Origin of the sequence: Roseixanthobacter liquoris (assembly GCF_043195135.2) — a bacterium.
GTDB lineage: Bacteria > Pseudomonadota > Alphaproteobacteria > Rhizobiales > Xanthobacteraceae > NCEH01.
Genome location: NZ_CM195537.1, coordinates 1,507,519 through 1,525,649, shown reverse-complemented (window position 1 = coordinate 1,525,649; position 18,131 = coordinate 1,507,519). Strand labels below are relative to the sequence as shown.

The window sequence follows — 18,131 nt, the reverse complement described above, 5'->3', positions numbered from 1 at the left end:
CGTGGAGGACACCACCCAGCGCTCGGTCGCCCGCGCCTCGCAGGATTCCGCCGCGCTGGCCGCCGCCATGCCGCGTCTCGTCCTGGAGGCCCGCCGCATCGCCTCCAGCGTGCAGCATGGCTTGCACGGACGGCGTCGCGTCGGCACGGGGGAGAATTTCTGGCAATATCGCCGCTTCGCGGACGGAGAGCCGGCCGCGCGGGTGGATTGGCGCCGCTCGGCGCGCGACGACCATTTGTACGTGCGGGAGCGCGAATGGGAAGCCGCCCACACGGTGTGGATCTGGCCCAATCTCTCGCCCTCCATGGATTATGCCTCGCCCCGCCTGGCGCCCAAGCGCGAGCGCGCGCTGGTCCTCGCCTTCGCCCTCGCCGACCTGCTGGTGAAGGGTGGCGAGCGCGTGGGCATGCCCAATCTGATGCGCCCCTCCGCCAACCGCCGCATCGTCGAGCGCATGGCGGAAGCGGTGCTGCACGCGCCCGAGCGGCCGGCCCTGCCGCCGGCGTTCAACCCTTCGCCTTTGTCGGAACTGGTGCTGCTGGGCGATTTCTGGAGCCCCACCGAGGCCGTGACGGCGCGGATCCGCGAGCTCGCGGGCACCGGCGCGCACGGCCATGTGGTGCAGGTGGTCGACCCGGCGGAAGAGACCTTCCCGTTCTCCGGCCGGGTGGAATTCCACGGCCCGGACGAGGCGCTCTCGCTCACGGTCGGCCGCGCGGAAACCTGGCGCGCCGATTATGAGACCCGCCTTGCCGCCCATCGCGCCGCCATCCGCGCGGCGGCGGAAGGCATGGGCTGGGCCTTCGCCGTCCACCGCACCGATCGCCCGGCGAGCGAGATCCTGCTGACCCTGCATTCGCGCATGGGCAGCGGGGAAATCCTCGGCGCCGCCGCCTCGAAGACCGACAGCGCAAGGAGCCCCGCGCCATGATGGGGCTTCCCCTCGCCTTCTCCGCGCCGCTGATCCTCACCGCGTTCCTGGCGCTGCCGCTGCTGTGGTTCGTCTTGCGCGTCGTGCCGCCGAAGCCGCGCGAAATCGTCTTTCCGCCCATTCGCCTGCTGCTCGACATCAAGCCGAAGGAAGAGACGCCGGCGCGCACGCCCTGGTGGCTCACCGTGCTGCGCCTGCTGCTGGCGGCGCTGGTGATCTTCGCCGCCGCCGGCCCGATCTGGAACCCGCCCGCCACAACCCCGTCGGCCAGCGGCCCCATGGTGTTGCTGCTCGACCAGGGCTGGCCCGCCGCCGCAAGCTGGGAGGCGCGCAAGGCCGCCGCCGCCGGCTTCATCGACGAGGCGGAAAGCGGGGGGCGCGGGGTCGCGCTCATCCCCACCGCCGACGTGCCCAAGGACGTGACCCTGCTGCGCCCGGGACAGGCGCGCGACAAGCTGCGTTCGCTGGAGCCGGTGCCCTATGCCCCGCCGCGCAAGGAAGCGCTGGCCCTCGCCGGGCGGCACCTGGCCGCCGAACCCGACGCGGGGCTGATCTTCATCAGCGACGGCGTGGACCTGAAGGCCGACGAAAACCTTGCGGCCGATCTCGCGGCGCTGAAGCCGGCGCATCCGCCGCTGGTGATCTCGGGCGGGGTGGACGCCCCGCTCGCCCTGGCCGCGACGGAAAACGCCGCCGGCGCCCTCACCGTCAAGGTGCTGCGCGCGAGCGTCGGCGCCGGGCGTGCGGGGCGGGTGGAGGCGCGCGACCTCAAGGGCCTCAGTCTCGGCGAGGCGAATTTCGCCTTCGCGCCCGACGCCACGGAGACCGAGGCGCGATTCGAACTCCCGGTGGAGATGCGCAACGATATCGCGCGCCTGGAAATCGTCGGCCAGCATTCGGCGGGCGCGGTGCAATTGCTCGACAAGCGCTGGCGCCGCCGCACCGTGGGCGTGGTTTCCGGCGCGAGCACCGACACCAGCCAGCCGCTCCTGGCGCCCACCTATTACCTCTCCCGCGCGCTCGGCCCGTTCGCCGATGTACGCCTCGCCGACAGCGGCGCCCCGGCGGAGGCGATCAACCGCTTCCTGGACCAGCGCCTGCCGGTGATCGTGCTGACCGATGTGGGCACGATCCCGCCCGCCACCCGCACGCGGCTGGCCCGTTTCGTGGAGGACGGCGGCGTTCTGGTGCGCTTCGCCGGCCCCCGGCTCGCCAATGCCCAGGACGATCTCCTGCCGGTCCATCTGCGGCGCGGCGGGCGGGTGCTCGGCGGCTCGCTCTCCTGGGAGACGCCGCAGGCGCTGGGTGCGCTCAGCCCCGACGGGCCGTTCCGCGACCTCGCCTTGCCCGGCGACGTGGTGGTGACGCGCCAGGTTCTGGCCGAGCCGGACGGCGCGCTCGGCGAGCGCACCTGGGCGGCGCTGAAGGACGGGACGCCCCTCGTCACCGGCGCCCGATGGGGCAAGGGAGAAATCGTGCTGTTCCACGTCACCGCGGATACCTCCTGGTCCAATCTTCCCCTCTCCGGCACCTTCGTGGAGATGCTGCGCCGCGTGCTCGCACTCGCCGACACCAGCGCCCTGGCCGCCGAGCCGGCGGCGGCAGGGGTGCCGGTCGGCCTCGCGGGTGCCGCGCCGGCGCCGACCGTGGTGCCGCCCAGCCGGGTGCTGGACGGCTTCGGCACCTTCCATCCCCCCGGCGCGACGGCCCGGCCCATTCCCGCGACTTTCTCCGGCCGCGCCTCCGCCGAGCATCCGCCGGGATTCTACGGCCCGCCGGATGGGCTGATCGCCGTCAACGCCCTGCTGCCGGCCGACCGCCTCGCGCCGCTGGACCTCTCCGCCCTCGGCGCGCCGGTCGAACCCTTGCGGGAAACCGCGCCGCGCGACCTGCGCGGGCCGATCCTGATCGCCGCGATGGTGCTGCTGCTGCTCGATGCGCTGGCCGTGCTGCTGCTCGGCCGCGGCCTCAGCCGTCTCGGCCCCCGCAAGGGCGCGGGCACCGGCTTGGGCGCGGGCAAGACCTCCGCGAAGGCGGGAACGGCGGCGCTGCTCGCGTTCCTCGCCGCATTCGGCGGCCTCACCCTGGTCGCCCAGCCCGGCCCCGCATTCGCCGCCGACGAGGATTTCGCCCTGAAGGCGACGTCCCAGACGCGCCTCGCCTATGTGCTGACGGGCGACGCGGAAACCGACGAAATCAGCCGCGCCGGGCTCGACGGGCTCACCAATTTCCTCAGCCAGCGCACCGCGCTCCAGGCCGGACCGACCATGGGCGTGGACATCGCCAAGGACGAGCTGGCCTTCTTCCCCCTGCTGTATTGGCCGGTGCGCGCCAATGCTCCGGTGCCCCCCGCCGCCGTGCTGGCGCGCGTGGATGCCTATATGAAGCAGGGCGGCACGGTGATCTTCGACACCCGCGACGCGCTGGAAAGCCCGCAGGGGCCGGGCGCGCCCCTCTCCCCCGCCGCCGCGCGCCTGCGCGAATTGCTCTCCGGCCTCGACATTCCCGAGCTGGAGCCGGTGCCGCGGGATCATGTGCTCACGAAGGCCTTCTACCTGCTGAAGGATTTCCCCGGCCGCTTCGCCGGGGGCACCACCTGGGTCGAGGCGCTGCCGGCCGCGCAGGAGGGCGAGGACCGCCCAGCGCGGGCGGGCGATGGGGTGTCCCCCGTCATCATCACCTCCAACGATCTCGCCGGCGCCTGGGCCGTGGGGCCGGACGGCGATCCGCTGCTGCCGCTCACCCCCGGCGAGCCGCGCCAGCGCGAGTTCGCCTTCCGCACCGGCGCCAATATCGCCATGTATGTGCTGACCGGAAACTACAAGGCCGACCAGGTGCACGTGCCGGCCCTGCTGGAGCGGCTCGGCCAATGAGCGCGCTCCTTTCCGTTGCGCGCGATGCCATCCCCTCTCCCGCTTGCGGGGGAGGGTTAGGGCGGGGGCCGACCACAGGCCGGAGAAGGCTGGGAAAGAGGAGAGGCTGCATCTGCCCCCTCCCCAGCCCTCCCCCGCTTGCGGGGGAGGGAGCCTACCGCGCCCGCCACCTTAAGGACGCCGCATGAGCTACGGCCTCGCCTTCGAACCGTTCGTGTCGCTGCCGATCCTGCTTGCCCTCGCGGTGGCGGCGGTGGTGCTCGCGGGGCTGCTGCTCGCCTCGCGCACGCGCGGCGCGGCGTTCCGTGCGCTCGCGTTGCTGGTGGGGCTGCTCGCGCTCGCCAACCCTTCCCTGACGCGCGAGGAGCGCGAGCCGCTCTCCTCCGTGGTCGCCATGGTGGTGGACAGGAGCGCCAGCCAGGATTTCGGCGACCGCAACGCCCAGACCGAAGCCGCCCGCGCCGCGCTCGCCGAGCGCCTCGCCCGCATCCCCAATCTGGAAGTCCGCACCATCGAGGCCGATGCCCGCAACGGCGAGACTGACGGCACGCGCCTGTTCTCCGCCCTTTCGGCGGGCCTCGCGGACGTGCCGCCCGAGCGCGTCGCCGGCGCCGTCCTCATCACCGACGGACGCGTCCACGACGTGCCGGCGGATGTCGCCGCGCTGGGCTTTTCCGCCCCCGTGCATGCGCTGATCACCGGTAAGGCCGGCGAACGGGACCGGCGCGTGGCGTTCGACAAGGCGCCGCGCTTCGGCATCGTCGGGCAGAAGCAGACCATCACCTTCCGCGTCACCGACGAAGGCGCGCCCGCCGGCGCCCGCGTTCCGGCCACCGTGCGGCGCGACGGGGAGGTGATCGGCATGCCCATCGTCACCGCCGGCCGCACCGCCAGCATGGAAGTGGAAATCACCCATGCCGGGGCGAACATCATCGAGATCGAGGTTCCCCCGCTTCCCGACGAACTGACGCAGGTGAACAACCGCACTGCCATTTCCATCGACGGCGTGCGCGACAAGCTGCGGGTGCTGCTGGTTTCCGGCGAGCCGAACGTGGGCGAGCGCACCTGGCGCAACCTGCTGAAGAGCGACGCCAATGTGGACCTCGTCCACTTCACCATCCTGCGCCCGCCGGAGAAGCAGGACGGCACGCCCATCAACGAACTCTCGCTGATCGCCTTTCCGACGCGCGAACTGTTCCAGACCAAGATCCGCGACTTCGACCTGATCATCTTCGACCGCTATTCCCAGCAGGGCGTGCTGCCGCAGATCTATTTCGACAATATCGTGCGCTATGTGCGCGGCGGCGGCGCGGTGCTGGTGGCGGCGGGCACCGACTATGTGGATCCCGGCTCGCTCTACAACACGCCGCTGGAAGCCATCCTGCCCGGCATTCCCACCGGCAACACCACGGAAGCGCCGTTCCGCGCCGCGCTCACCGAGCCGGGCAAGCGCCATCCGGTGACGCGGGCTTTGCCCGGCTCGCAGACCGAGCCGCCGCAATGGAGCCGTTTCTTCCGCGTGATCGATTCCAGCGTGCGGTCGGGCACGGCGGTGCTGGGGGCGCCCGGCGACAAGCCGGTGCTGATCCTCGACCGGGTGGGCGAAGGGCGCGTGGCGCTGCTGCTCTCCGACCATATCTGGCTGTGGGCGCGCGGCTATGAGGGCGGCGGCCCTTATATCGACCTGCTGCGGCGCCTCTCCCACTGGCTGATGAAGGAGCCGGACCTTGAGGAGGAGCGCCTGAAGCTCTCCACCTCCGGCCGCGACCTGGTGGTGGAGCGCCAGACCATGGGCGACAGCGTGCCGCCGGCCGTGATCACCCCGCCCTCGGGCGCCGCGCGCACGCTCACCCTCTCCCAGGTCGAGCCCGGCCTGTGGCGTGCGACGACCCCTGCCGATCAATTGGGCCTGTGGCGCGCCGCCAACGGCACCCTGAACGCATTGGTGAACATCGGCCCGCTGAACCCGAAGGAATTCGCCGAGGTCACCTCGACCCGCGAGGTCCTGGCGCCGATCTCCTCCGCCACCGGCGGCGGCATCTGGCGCCTCGCCGATCTCAATGGCGGCGTGCCGCGCGTCGTCACCTTGAGCACCGGGGAGCGCCTCGCCGGCGAGGACTGGATGGGGCTTCGCACCCGCGACGTCTCGGTGGTGCGCGGCATCGGCCTGTTCCCGCTGTTCGCGGGGCTCTCCGGCCTCCTGCTGATGCTCGGATTCATCGCCGCGATGTGGGTGCGGGAGGGGCGGTGAGAGAGGAGTTTGCCCTCACCGTCGTTTGGACATTTCTCTAAGTATAAAGAATGTCGTCGCCGACCAGTATATTGCGCATCGAAGGCACGACGGGGAACCCATATCCTTCGCGATCGGCAAGCAAACTGAGAGCGCCACTCTCATGATAGCTGCTGGTGTAGATGTCTGCCGCGATCATCTGCAGCGCGATTAAAAGAGCTTGTACCGAGTCGGCGCCGCCGGCTTGCTTGACCTGGAGTTCCCCCGGCCAGCCAATTTCATAACGGCACAGCCACGCGCCGTTCGTCCCCCGCGGCGCAAAAATGCGAACGGGAACGTCAACAACTCCATCCGGGGTGCGCAACTTCAGCTTCCGCTCTGCGATCATGTTCAAGCCTTATTTTGTTCGTCAGAAATACGTCGCGTCATCTCCGACAAGCAGGTCACGGATGACGGCGGGCACGGGAAATCCGTAACCCTTCCAATCCCCTCAATACTGAATTTGACCCTCTTTATGGTAGCTGCTTGTATAAAGATCAGCGCCAATCATGCATAAGGCATTGGAAAGCGCCTGAACACCATCGGTGCCTGTGGCCGAAATCGCTTGCCTGCCCTCCGGCCAGTCGATTTCATAGCGACATCTCCACTTATTATCGGCTCCTTCCGGGAAAAAGACCCTGATCGAAATTTCGAACGTGTCCCCCGGCATTTTCAATTGCAATATGCGATCAATAAACATGTCCCACCTCAATAGCTCAGCGGAGGAATGGGCCTCCGGGATAAGCACGCCGCGTATCTTTCCGAAGCGTGTATATGGCAGGATAAAACTGCGACCATAGTGCAATGAAAAATGTCTCATTGAGACGCCCCTCAAGGCTGCGGCTTCGTCTCCGTTTGCACTGCCCGCTCCACCGCCGCCCGGAGCATTGGCAGCAGATGAATGGAACCGGCGACATTGAGATGACCCGTGTCGACATACCCGAGGTCGCCATTTGGCAGGGTCGGGCGACAAACGCACGCGTCGCAGAACGCGGGTCGCGGCAGCACCAGTTCGACGCCTTTGGTCTCCTCCGCGATTCCCCTCAAGCCCGCCTCTACGGGCGCCGCAGCCTCGGCGACTTGGACGGACTCGGCGTTGCAACTGCCTTCGTCCAGGCCCAGGAAGCGTTTGCGTATGACGCAGCGCGCTCCCGCCTCCCGGGCGAAGCCTGCCGGCGGCCCCACCAATATCACCCGTTTGCCGGCGGTGGTCAGTTGCAGCACGGCGTCCTTCACGGAGGCGATGGACGCCGGCAGAGTTTCGTCATTCGCCCAATTGCCGGCGATCACGACAACCCGCACCCGTGGATCCGCGACCAGCGCCGCCATGCTTTGGGTGCGAAAGGCTGCCCGATCCGCCGCTTCACGCGCGGCAAACCGATTGCCCCCCTCCCCCCGCTGGAAAGCGCTCGCCTTGGTCACCTGAAGCAAGCCGTAGCCGCTGTCGCGAGCGATGGCATCGAGCGCAGGCGCATGGTGATTGGCAAACGAATCCCCCCATAGGGCGATCAGGGGTGCGTCGGGCGCTAGGTCGCCGAATCGGCATTGGACGCCCGGCGGCGCGAGCCCCGCCCCTTGAAGGCAGGTTCGGGTGCCGCGCCACATGTCGTCCAACGCGGCCTGCGCCTTGAGGAACGCCGGGCTTGCGCGGCCGGGCAATCCGCCCGAAGCCGCCAGCCCAAATCCCGCACCCGCCAGGCAGGCCAGCGCGAGCAGCCCCGCGCCAATGCTGGCCCATTCCGAACGGCGCCCGGCGGGGCCACGGCGGCGGAACCGGCTCTCCACATATCGCCAAGAGAGGAAGGACACGCCAACAGCCGCGCCCACAAGAAGGACGCCGGACACCCTCCCTGGATCGTTACCGGTGTGAAACTTAAAGAAGCCGAAGATCGGCCAGTGCCAAAGATAAAGCGAATAGGAGATAAGCCCGACGCCGGCAATCGGTCGCAACGCCAGAAACCGCCCGATCCGTGTCGTTCGGCCGTGCTCCCCTGCCCAGATCACCAAGAGCGCGCCGCCTGTCGGGAGCAGCGCGGAGAGGCCGGGGAACAAGGTATTGTGATCGAACAGCGCCATGGCGGCGACGATCATCGCCAGTCCGACCCCCGCCATCACCTCGGGCACCAAACGCCCCCGCACCGGCGGCACAAGCCTCAAAGCCAGCACGGAACCCAGCAAGAGCTCCCAGGCCCGAGAGGTGAAATTGAAGAAGGCGCTATTCGGCCGAACGAAGGTGTTCTTGGTCGCTTGATAGAGCGAGGCCAGCAGAATCCCCCAGATGAAAAGACCGCGAAAGCGTTTCAAGCGGGGATGTGAGAAGACGATCAGGGCCAGTGGGAAGAACAGATAGAACTGCTCCTCCACAGCCAACGACCACATGTGCAGAAAGAACTGCTCTTCCGCACCCGGCGTGAAATAGCCAGAGACCGCCACGAAATAGCGGTTGGCCATGAAGACCGATGCATATTCCAACGACTGCCCAAAAGCGACAAGCATTGCTGGCGGCAGGGTCGCGACAGCCGCAAGTGTCGTGACCAGAGCCACGAGCGCGTATGCGGGCACGATGCGCCGAACCCGTCGATCATAGAAGGTGATGAAACTGAAGCGGTCCCTCTCGAGATCCGCCGCAATGATCGATGTGATCAGATAACCGGAGATGACGAAAAAGACGTCTACGCCGACAAAGCCGCCCGGCACCAGGGCGGCGTGCGCGTGATAGAGGACCACCGGCACCACTGCGAGCGCGCGCAGGCCGCTGATGTCTGCTCTGTACTGCATGCGTATGCTAAATCCTGGGCGGCCGCCCAGGCTTTGAGGGCCGTCGCGGCGGAACATGCGGGCGGCAGGCCAAGCACAGCCCTCGGCGCACGAACCGCTGCTCGGCCCACCCCGAGGCTTCTAACCGCCTCCCACCCGCGCCCCTTTTAATGAACAGCCACCGCCCCTGTCACCCCCGCACGGCCGCCCGTTCTTCCGCCGCGCGCAGCTTTTCCGCCCGCTTTGTGGCGATGGAGGCGATCAGCACCGCGACCGTCACCACGCCGATCAGGATCGAGCAGGCGGCGTTGATTTCCGGCGTCACGCCGAGGCGCACCTGGGAATAGATGCGCATCGGCAAGGTGGTCGCGCCGGGCCCGGTGGTGAAGCTCGCGATCACGAGATCGTCCAGCGAGAGCGTGAACGCCAGCATGAAGCCGGAGAGCACCGCCGGCAGGATCAGCGGCAAGGTGATGGTGAAGAAGGTCTTGAACGGCGGGCAGCCGAGGTCGAGCGCGGCTTCCTCCAGCGAACGGTCGAAGGTGACGAGGCGCGATTGCACCACCACCGCCACGAAGCACATGGTGAAGGTGATGTGGGCGAGCGTGATGGTCCAGAAGCCGCGCTCGAAGCCCACCGCCACGAACAGCAGCAGCAGCGACAGGCCGGTGATGACTTCCGGCATAACCAGCGGCGCATAGGTCATGCCCGAGAACAGCGTGCGCCCGAAGAACCGGCCGTAGCGGGTGAGCGCCAGCGCCGCCATGGTGCCGAGCACCGTCGCCGCCATGGACGAGATGAAGGCCACGCGCAGCGTGACCCAGGCGGCATCGATGAGCTGCTCGTTCTGGAACAGCGACACGTACCATTGGAAGGAAAAGCCCGCCCAGACGGTGACGAGGCGCGAGGCGTTGAAGGAATAGATCACCAGCAGCAGGATGGGGATGTAGAGAAACGCGAATCCCAGCACCAGCGAGGTGACGTTGAACCAGGAGAGGTTCTTGTTCATTTCCCCGCCTCCAGCTGGCGCGCCTGGATGTTCTGGTAGATCACGATCGGCACCACGAGCAGCAGCAGCAGCAGCACCGCCACCGCCGAGGACGAGGTCCAGGAGCGGTTGACCGTGAACTCGGTCCAGAGCGACTTGCCGATCATCATGGTGTCCGACCCGCCCAACAGGTCGGGAATGACGAACTCGCCCACCGCCGGGATGAAGCACAGAAGCGCGCCTGCCGCGACGCCGGGCAAGGAGAGCGGGAAGGTGATGAGCCAGAACGCCCGCGCCGAGGGACAGCCGAGGTCCTCCGCCGCCTCCAGCAAGGTCGGATCGAGCTTTTCCAGCGCCGAATAGAGCGGCAGCACCATGAAGGGCAGATAGGAATAGACGATGCCGATATAGACCGCGAGATCCGTGTTGAGGATCTCCAGCGGCGTATCGATCACGCCCATGCCCATCAGCGCCTGGTTCAGCAGCCCTTCCGGCGAGAGAATGCCGATCCAGGCATAGACGCGGATCAGGAACGAGGTCCAGAACGGCAGGATCACCAGCATCAGCAGCGTCGGCTGGATCGAGCGCGGCGCCCGCGCCATGGCATAGGCGATGGGATAACCCACCAGCAGCAGCAGCACGGTGGAGATGGAGGCGATGACCAGGCTGGAGCCATAGGCGCCGATGAACTCGTTATCGAAGCTCAGCACATAGAAGTAATTGGCGAAGGACAGCTGGGAGACGTAATCCTTCAGCCCCGCCCAGCCCTGGGAAAGATCCAGCAACGGGGTATAGGGGGGCGAGGCGAGGATATCCTGGGACAGGCTGATCTTCACGACGATCAGGAACGGCACCAGGAACAGCGCGAGCAACCACAGATAGGGGATGGCGATGACGATGAGCCGTCCGCTTCCCTTTTCGCCGGCCATGGGCATGGTGCGTCTCCTTCAGCGGGTCAGGACCACGCCGGCGCTCGGCGCGAAGGTGACGAAAACCTTGTCTTCCCAGGAGATCGGCCGCTCCACCACGCGCGACTGGTTGGGCAGCGACACCTTGATGCGCGTGCCGCACGGCAGTTCCACGTGATAGATGGAGAGATCGCCGAGATAGCCGATGTCCCAGATCTCGCCGGTGAAGCAATTGCGGCTCATGTCCGCGGGCGCGTCGAGCGAGATCCGCATCTTCTCGGGGCGGATGGCGAGCCAGGCGGTGTCGCCGGAAGCCGCCTCGACGCTCTGGGCGATCTCGATCGGCGCCGGCGTCACGCTGGACGTGAGGCGGACGTCGCCGTTGGTGCAGCTTTCCACCTTGCATTCCAGCATGTTCACATCGCCGATGAAGTCGGCGACATAGCGCGTGGCGGGGGCCTCATAGATGGTGGAGGGCGGCGCCACCTGCACCAGCACGCCATTGTTCATCACGGCGATGCGGTCGGCGACCGTCATGGCCTCTTCCTGGTCGTGGGTCACGATCAGGAAGGTCATGCCCAGGTCCATCTGCAGGTCCATGAGCTCGAACTGGGTCTCCTCGCGCAGCTTCTTGTCGAGGGCGCCCAGCGGCTCGTCGAGCAGCAGCACCTTGGGGCGGGTGGCGAGCGAACGGGCGAGCGCCACGCGCTGGCGCTGGCCGCCGGACAATTGGTGCGGCTTGCGCTGGGCGAACTTCTCCAGCTTCACCAGCTTCAGCATCTCGGCGACACGGCCGGCGATCTCGCCCTTGGGCATGCCCAATTGCTTGGGACCGAAGGCGATATTGTCGGCCACGGTCATGTGCGGGAACAGCGCGTAGGACTGGAACATCATGTTCACCGGCCGCTTGTAGGGCGGCACGCCGGCGAGATCCTGTCCGGCCAGCAGAACGCGGCCCTCGGTGGGCTCGTCGAAGCCGGCGAGCATGCGCATCAAGGTGGTCTTGCCGCAGCCGGAGGGGCCGAGCAGCGCGAAGAACTCGCGCTCGTAAATGTCGATGCTCACATGGTCGATGGCGGTGAATTCGCCGAAACGCTTGACCACATTCTCAAACCGGATCAGCGGCGTTGCCGCCGGATCGGTCCATGGCGCGAAGGAGCGTCTCACGGCTCCGATGGTTTGCGTGCGCGCCTTTTCGGTTGCCATCGGCTCCCCCGGTCCGCCTATGCCTGTGGCAAGGCTAGCATCAATCCGGCGTCGCTCAAGTCTTGTGCACGCGCAAAAAACAGAAGGAGTGCGCCCAAAGAAGCGGCAAATCGCCCGATTTGCCGGGCGCCGCCGCTGCCGCCCACACCTTGGCTGGTCCCAGCGGAAGCGCCACGTCGCAGCCCGAGCGGTTTTCGGGCCCTTTATGTCCCCGTTGCAAGGTTGACCACAGATCCGATCGCCCATGGGCTTGCACCCTCAGCCGGCTTGTGGCAAGGAACCCCCCACTCGCGGCGGACCACTCCGCCGCCGGTTCGGTTCTGTCACCTGCGCGCGATGCGCGCATGGTCCCAAAGCCTCCTCGCCCCGAGGTCGCTTCGGCCGGAACCACCAGGATGCTGCGGTAGCTCAGTGGTAGAGCACTCCATTGGTAATGGAGAGGTCGAGAGTTCAATCCTCTCTCGCAGCACCATCTCAAAGCGTTGACCAGCCTCACATCGTTGCGCTACAGGGACTTCAGGCCGCTCCACTGGTACACAGGAGCGGTACACAATGGCCCTTCTCATGCCCCGCCCGACCCGCCGCCCTGAGTCCAGCTTCCACATCTTCCGCGCCCGCGTTCCCGCTGACGTGATGGAAGCGGCACGGGGCCGAACGTTGGCCTTTCCCTTCCCCGCCGAGGCAGGCGAGCGCGAGCATGTCGTCTTCGCCACAGCCGGGGACGAAGTGAAGTTCTCCCTGCGCACCCGCGACCCGTCCGTCGCCAAGTCCCGCCACGGCATCGCCCTGGCGCACCTCGAAAAGCAGTGGAGCGCCATCCGCAACGGGCCGAAGGCGCTCAGCCATCGCCAGATCATCGCGCTTTCGGGCGAGGTGTACCGTCTGTTCGTGGATCGGTTCGAAGAGAACCCCGGCACCCCAGAAATGTGGGCATCGGTGAAAGCGTTCAACCGGGCGACCAAGGAAGGCCGCGTTGCCACAGCTCCGCGCCTGTCCGCTGATGAGGTGGAGAAGCACGAGGCCGCCGCCGCTTCTTGGAAACCGGACCTCACCGGCGCCATCAACGCCCTGCCCCGCGACACCGCCAACCGCCTGGAGGCCATGGAAACCCGGTTCGGCTGGCTCGCGGATTGGGTTCTGGCCACCCACGGCGTGGTCACGGACGGCATGAGCCGCGTTCGGCTGCTTGATGCCGTTGAGCAGGCCGCCACAGACGCCGCGTGGCGCCTGAAGCGGGCCGCGAGTGGGGATTACAGCCCCGACCCGGCCGCGCAGCGCTTTCCCTCCTGGACGCCCGTCCCTGCCTCTCCCGCCCCGCCGCCTCCACGGCCGAAAGCGCAACGGACGGCAAGCTCGCTTACGGGGATTGCCGACGCGTGGGGCGCCGAGCGCAAGCCTCGCACCAAGACGCTGGAAGAGCACCGCCGGGTGGTAAAGGCGTTCGCCGACTTCGTGGGGGAGGATGATGCCGGCGCGGTCACACCCGAGAACGTGGTCGCCTGGAAGGACAAGTTGGTGGCGGAGGGCCGCCTTGCCGCCAAGACCATCAATGCGAAATATCTGACCCCGCTGAACACGGTGCTGAACTGGGGCAAGGCGAACCGACGCATCGCCGGCAATCCCGCCCAGGGGATACGCTGCACCGGCAAGGCGCCACCTCGCATCCGCTCCCGCGACTTCACCGACGCGGAGGCCAAGATCATCCTGCGGGCGGCGCTCGGGGCACCACAGACAAGCGGGCGCCACGCCCCGGAGACTCTTGCCGCGCGGCGGTGGGTGCCGTGGCTGTGCGCCTATTCGGGCGCCCGCGTTGCGGAGATCACCCAGCTTCGCGCACAGGATTTCCGGGAGGAGCAAGGGGTCTGGGTCATCCACATTTCCCCCGAGGCGGGAGCGGTGAAGGCCGACAAGCCGCGCACGGTTCCGGTGCACCCCGATCTGATCCGGCAAGGGCTGCTGGATTTCGTGAAGGCGCGGGATGAAGGGCCACTGTTCTATGATGAGCGCCGCGCCCGAGTGCGGAGCGCCAAGAGCCACCCCGCTAAAACCGTCGCCGGGCGCCTGTCCGAATGGGTCCGGGATATCGGGGTGACAGATCCGAACATCCAACCGAACCACGGCTGGCGGCACCTGTTCATGACGCTATGCCGGACGCACGGTGTCCAGGAAGAGGCCCGCTATTTCATGGTGGGCCACACCGCCCGCGACGTGGGACAGCGCTATGGCGATGCCTCGCCGGCATTCCTGCATCGGGAGCTGACGAAAATCCCGGCCTTCGCCGTGGAATGAGCCTATTCGGCAGGGCCAGCGTGGGGCGGGCGCTTGGGCTCGGTCAGGCGCACGGCGGCATAGCCCATCGCGATCACCACGACGGGAAGCACCACATAGGCATAGAGCCAAAGGCCGGTCATATCAGTCGTCCAAGCACGCTTCGCGCCATGAAATGTAGCACGGCAGCCGCCATCAGCCAAAAAATGCTTCCGACGGCGACGAGAACGCCATGGGACGCGGCCCCGGCATTCCCCAACCCATATAGGGACGCCACCGCCGGACCCAAGGCCCCCACCGTCAAGCAGGCGGTGGACGCGCGATCCAGCGCATTGGCGGTGAGCTTGGTGCGCTCGTTGTGGATGAGGCTCATCGCGTCACAGATTCATGGTCACGAGCGACGGGTAATGGCGTTCGCCTCGGCAATCAAGCCGCTGGCATTCGTCCTTCGCCGGCCTGCTGGCGCAAAGTCTCGTAAAGCTGCGCGGGCCCCAGCAGCACATCCTTGAGACCAGCCCTCACGCGCTCAGAGTCCAGCGCTTGCCGGCTCATCGTGCTGTGCGCCTCAAGGGCGTCCATGACCGCGTTCAGGATCGCGTTGGAGAGATCGGGCGAGTTGGAGAATTGCTCCTTCGTGTTGTTGGACGCTTGTTGCACCAGGGTTTCGGATTCGAGCAATTTCCCCATCAGCACGTTGTTCACGTACACGAGCTGATCGTTGTCCGTGATGTCGCCCTCGAACAGGTCATTCACCTTCGCGATGATTTCGGCGAGGCGTGCCCGCTCCTTCTCCTGCACAGAACCGGAGCCGGTGTCAGTGATGGGCTGGAGCTGCGGCCTGTCACCGTTGCCGAGCGCAAGCGTCCGGGCGCCTTGCCCCCTCAGGCTGTGATGGGTCAGGGTGACCTTCGACAGGTCGATGCCTTCGCGCTCCCGCCCGAAATCCAGCAGCGGCAGGAGGCGGCGGAAGAAGATGGAGCGCTTTTCGATCTCGGTGTTGCCGTAGTCGAAGATCTGCGACAGGAAGGCGTATAGGCGCAGGAAAGCGGCCATGTCGCCCTTGAACAGAACCAGGGCGTCGAGTTCGTCCTTGGCCTCGGAAATGGCCTCCTTCACGCTCTGCGCCTGCGCTTCCGTGAAATTCTCCAGTGCGTCCCGATAACGCTTCTGGATGCGGTCCACGACTGGCTCCAGGGCCGCCACGAGATCGCCTTGCCGGGACGCGGGGTCCATTTCCACCCGCACGACACGTTCCACCTCGTAGTCGTCATAGTGTCCGGCGCCATCCAGCTTGGCCCGGAGGTTGAACACCAGATTGGGGTCGGTGACGGCCGCCAGTTCAGCCGTCTCGTAATAGGTTTTGAAGGCCGCAAGGATGTCGTCGGCGCTGTTGACGAAATCCACCACATAGGTGGTGTCTTTGCCGGGATGGGCGCGGTTCAGCCGCGACAGGGTTTGCACAGCCTGGATCCCCGCAAGGCGGCGATCCACATACATCCCGCACAGCAAGGGCTGATCAAAGCCGGTCTGGAATTTGTTGGCTACAAGGAGGATCTGAAAGTCTGGGGTATTGAAGGCGTCGCGGATATCGCGCCCGTTGAGGCCGGGATTCAGAAGGCCACTTGCCTCGGTGAACGGCTCGTCACCTGACGCTGGGTCCTCCACCTCGCCGGAGAACGCCACCAAGGTTCCGACCTTGTAGCCCTGATCCTTGATGTATTTCTGGATCGCGAATTGCCAGCGCACCGCCTCCTTGCGGCTGGCGACCACAACCATGGCCTTGGCCTTGCCGTCCAGCAGGGGCGCCACCAGCCCCCGGAAGTGCTCCACCACCACCTGGACCTTCTGGGAGATATTGTAGGGGTGGAGCTTCACCCACCCCATGATCCCCTTCAGCGCCGCGCTGCGCTCCACCTGTGTTTCGTCCCATTCCTCGCCCGCGCTGGCTAGGCGGAACGCCAGCCGATAGGGGGTGTAGTTCTTCAGCACGTCGAGGATGAAACCTTCCTCGATGGCCTGCCGCATGGAATAGACGTGGAACGCCTCCGGCTTGTTGGTGTCGCTCGCCGGTTCATCCGGGCGCGGGCGACGGCCGAACAGCTCCATCGTCTTGCCTTTAGGCGTCGCGGTGAAGGCCACATAGGTGATGCCGGCGTCGCTGGCACGGGCTGCCATCTGTGCCGCCAGAATGTCTTCCGCGCTCACCTCGCCGCCGTCGCCCAGGCTCGCAATCTCCTCCGCGGACAGCACTTCCTTGAGCTTGGCCGCCGCTTCTCCGGTCTGCGAGCTGTGCGCCTCGTCGGCGATGACGGCGAAGCGCTTGCCTTTGGTCGCTGCCAGTTCCCGCACCGCCTGAAGGGCAAACGGAAAGGTCTGGATCGTGCAGACGACGATCTTCTTGCCGCCTTCCAGCGCCTTCGCCAGTTCACCGCTCTTGCTGGCGCTCTCGCCCTTGATGGTGGCCACCACGCCGGTGGTGCGCTCGAAGGCGAAGATGGCCTCCTGCAACTGGCTGTCGATCACGTTACGGTCGGACACCACCAGCACCGTGTCGAAAATCTTGCGGTGTTCGCCGTCATGCAGGTCGGCGAGAAAGTGCGCGGACCATGCGATGGAGTTGGTCTTGCCGGAGCCGGCGGAGTGCTGGATCAGGTATTTGGCGCCCGGACCGTCCGCCAGCACGGCGGCTTGCAGCTTTCGCGTGGCGTCAAGCTGGTGGTAGCGCGGGAACAGAACCTTGGTGATCTGCTTTTTCGCGTCGCGCTGGGGCACCATGTAGCGCCCGAGGATCTCCAGCCAGCTGTCCCGTGCCCAGATCTCCTCCCAGAGATAAGCGGTGCGGTGGCCATGCAGGTTCGGCGGATTGCCGGCGCCATTGTCATTGCCCTTGTTGAAGGGCAGGAACACCGTGGCGAGGCCCTTGAGATGGGTCGCCATGTGCACTTCACTGTTGCTGACGGCGAAATGGACCAACGCCCCGCTGGGAAAGCTCAGCAAAGGCTCGCTCGCCGAACCCTTGGGCTTGGGGTCGCGGTCGTAGCGATATTGGTCGATGGCATCCGTGATGGATTGGGTGAAGTCGGTCTTCAGTTCCACCGTCGCCACGGGGATGCCGTTGAGAAACAGCACCAGATCGATGGCGTTTTCATTGGCGAGGGAATAGCGCACCTGCCGCACCACCCGCAGGCGATTGGCGGCATAGCGGGCAAGAATCTCCGTATTCAGCGCCAGCGCCGGCTTGAATTGAGCCAGCATCAAGGGCTGTCGCAGGCCGATCATTTCCACCCCGTGGCGCAGCACATCAAGGGTTCCCCGCGTGTTCATCTGCTGGCGCACCCGGTCCAGCAGCAGGGTTTGCGTGGCCGCGCCGTTTGTCTTGGCGAGGGCCTCGAAGGCTTGCGGCTGCGTCTCCTGCACCCATGCGATGAGGTCGGGCGGAAAAAGAGCGCGGGCGCGGTCATAGCGGGCGGCATCGCCCTCCGCATGGAGCCAGCCATGAGCGCCGAGGAAGGCGCAAATCTCGCCCTTGAAGCTGATCTCCTTGTGGAGGGTCATGACCGATGCTCCCGACGCAGGCGTTACTTTACAAAGGCGGGCAGACGATCTTCCCATTCACGGCCGAGCGCAAACCAGGGCGAGGGCTTCGAAGGTTCGAACTCGGGGCCGATGCCGCGAACGATCAAAGCCACGCCCTGTTCGAAGCTCTCCACATGAAGCGGCAGTTCGAACTGGATCATCTTCATGGAACGACCGTTGGACGCCGTGCCGGTGAACAGGAAGACAGAGCGGAATGAAAACCCCGTCACCTGATTGGCCTTGAGCGTGATGTTGCCGAGATTGGCGAGATACCCTGGCTGTTCATCAGCCATGGCCTTCCAATCTTCTTCAAAGCCCAGCAGCTTGAGGATGTCGCGGGTTGCGGTCTTTGCCC

At 66.5% G+C, this 18,131-nt stretch carries 12 protein-coding genes and 1 tRNA gene; 5 read left to right on the top strand and 8 right to left on the bottom strand.

Annotation, left to right across the window (positions count from 1 at the left end; translation table 11 throughout):
* Position 1 precedes the first annotated feature (1 nt).
* The 3 genes from V5F84_RS06835 (at position 2) to V5F84_RS06825 (ending at position 6,055) form a co-directional block, all read left to right on the top strand.
* Positions 2 to 931, top strand: a complete 930-nt coding sequence (locus V5F84_RS06835; RefSeq protein ID WP_394042173.1) for a DUF58 domain-containing protein — start codon at positions 2 to 4, stop codon at positions 929 to 931.
* On the top strand, positions 928 to 3,804 hold the full coding sequence (locus V5F84_RS06830) for a DUF4159 domain-containing protein (protein WP_394042175.1): 2,877 nt from the start codon (positions 928 to 930) through the stop codon (positions 3,802 to 3,804). Before V5F84_RS06835 ends, V5F84_RS06830 begins: the two co-directional genes overlap by 4 nt.
* 184 nt (positions 3,805 to 3,988) lie before the next feature.
* Positions 3,989 to 6,055: a hypothetical protein gene (locus V5F84_RS06825; protein ID WP_394042176.1), complete on the top strand. Its 2,067-nt coding sequence runs from the start codon at positions 3,989 to 3,991 to the stop codon at positions 6,053 to 6,055.
* Positions 6,056 to 6,092: 37 nt separating this feature from the next.
* On the opposite strand, the gene V5F84_RS06820 is transcribed toward V5F84_RS06825, so the two are convergent.
* From V5F84_RS06820 to V5F84_RS06795, 6 genes are all read right to left on the bottom strand, one after another.
* The gene (locus tag V5F84_RS06820; protein WP_394042446.1) at positions 6,093 to 6,422 is read right to left on the bottom strand and encodes a DUF6968 family protein; all 330 of its coding nucleotides are present in this window, start codon (positions 6,420 to 6,422) and stop codon (positions 6,093 to 6,095) included.
* A 102-nt stretch (positions 6,423 to 6,524) separates the two neighbouring features.
* Positions 6,525 to 6,773, bottom strand: a complete 249-nt coding sequence (locus V5F84_RS06815; protein WP_509277172.1) for a DUF6968 family protein — start codon at positions 6,771 to 6,773, stop codon at positions 6,525 to 6,527.
* Between the two features lie 131 nt (positions 6,774 to 6,904).
* A complete protein-coding gene (locus V5F84_RS06810; protein ID WP_394042178.1) occupies positions 6,905 to 8,851 on the bottom strand; it encodes an acyltransferase family protein in 1,947 nt (648 codons plus the stop codon).
* 169 nt (positions 8,852 to 9,020) lie between these two features.
* A complete protein-coding gene (locus tag V5F84_RS06805) occupies positions 9,021 to 9,839 on the bottom strand; it encodes an ABC transporter permease (protein WP_394042180.1) in 819 nt (272 codons plus the stop codon).
* Complete coding sequence (locus tag V5F84_RS06800) at positions 9,836 to 10,753, bottom strand: ABC transporter permease (RefSeq protein ID WP_394042182.1); 918 nt, start codon at positions 10,751 to 10,753, stop codon at positions 9,836 to 9,838. Before V5F84_RS06800 ends, V5F84_RS06805 begins: the two co-directional genes overlap by 4 nt.
* A gap of 12 nt (positions 10,754 to 10,765) precedes the next feature.
* Positions 10,766 to 11,932: an ABC transporter ATP-binding protein gene (locus tag V5F84_RS06795; RefSeq protein WP_394042183.1), complete on the bottom strand. Its 1,167-nt coding sequence runs from the start codon at positions 11,930 to 11,932 to the stop codon at positions 10,766 to 10,768.
* A gap of 397 nt (positions 11,933 to 12,329) precedes the next feature.
* On the opposite strand from V5F84_RS06795, the gene V5F84_RS06790 reads away from it, so the two are divergent.
* Both V5F84_RS06790 and V5F84_RS06785 read left to right on the top strand, forming a co-directional pair.
* A tRNA-Thr gene (locus V5F84_RS06790) sits at positions 12,330 to 12,404 on the top strand.
* A 185-nt stretch (positions 12,405 to 12,589) separates the two neighbouring features.
* On the top strand, positions 12,590 to 14,221 hold the full coding sequence (locus V5F84_RS06785) for a hypothetical protein (protein ID WP_509277171.1): 1,632 nt from the start codon (positions 12,590 to 12,592) through the stop codon (positions 14,219 to 14,221).
* A gap of 405 nt (positions 14,222 to 14,626) precedes the next feature.
* Here the strand turns inward: V5F84_RS06785 and V5F84_RS06780 are convergent, their stop codons facing one another.
* A complete protein-coding gene (locus tag V5F84_RS06780; protein WP_394042185.1) occupies positions 14,627 to 17,755 on the bottom strand; it encodes a type I restriction endonuclease subunit R in 3,129 nt (1,042 codons plus the stop codon).
* Between the two features lie 23 nt (positions 17,756 to 17,778).
* Complete coding sequence (locus V5F84_RS06775; RefSeq protein WP_394042186.1) at positions 17,779 to 18,069, bottom strand: hypothetical protein; 291 nt, start codon at positions 18,067 to 18,069, stop codon at positions 17,779 to 17,781.
* Positions 18,070 to 18,131 lie beyond the last annotated feature (62 nt).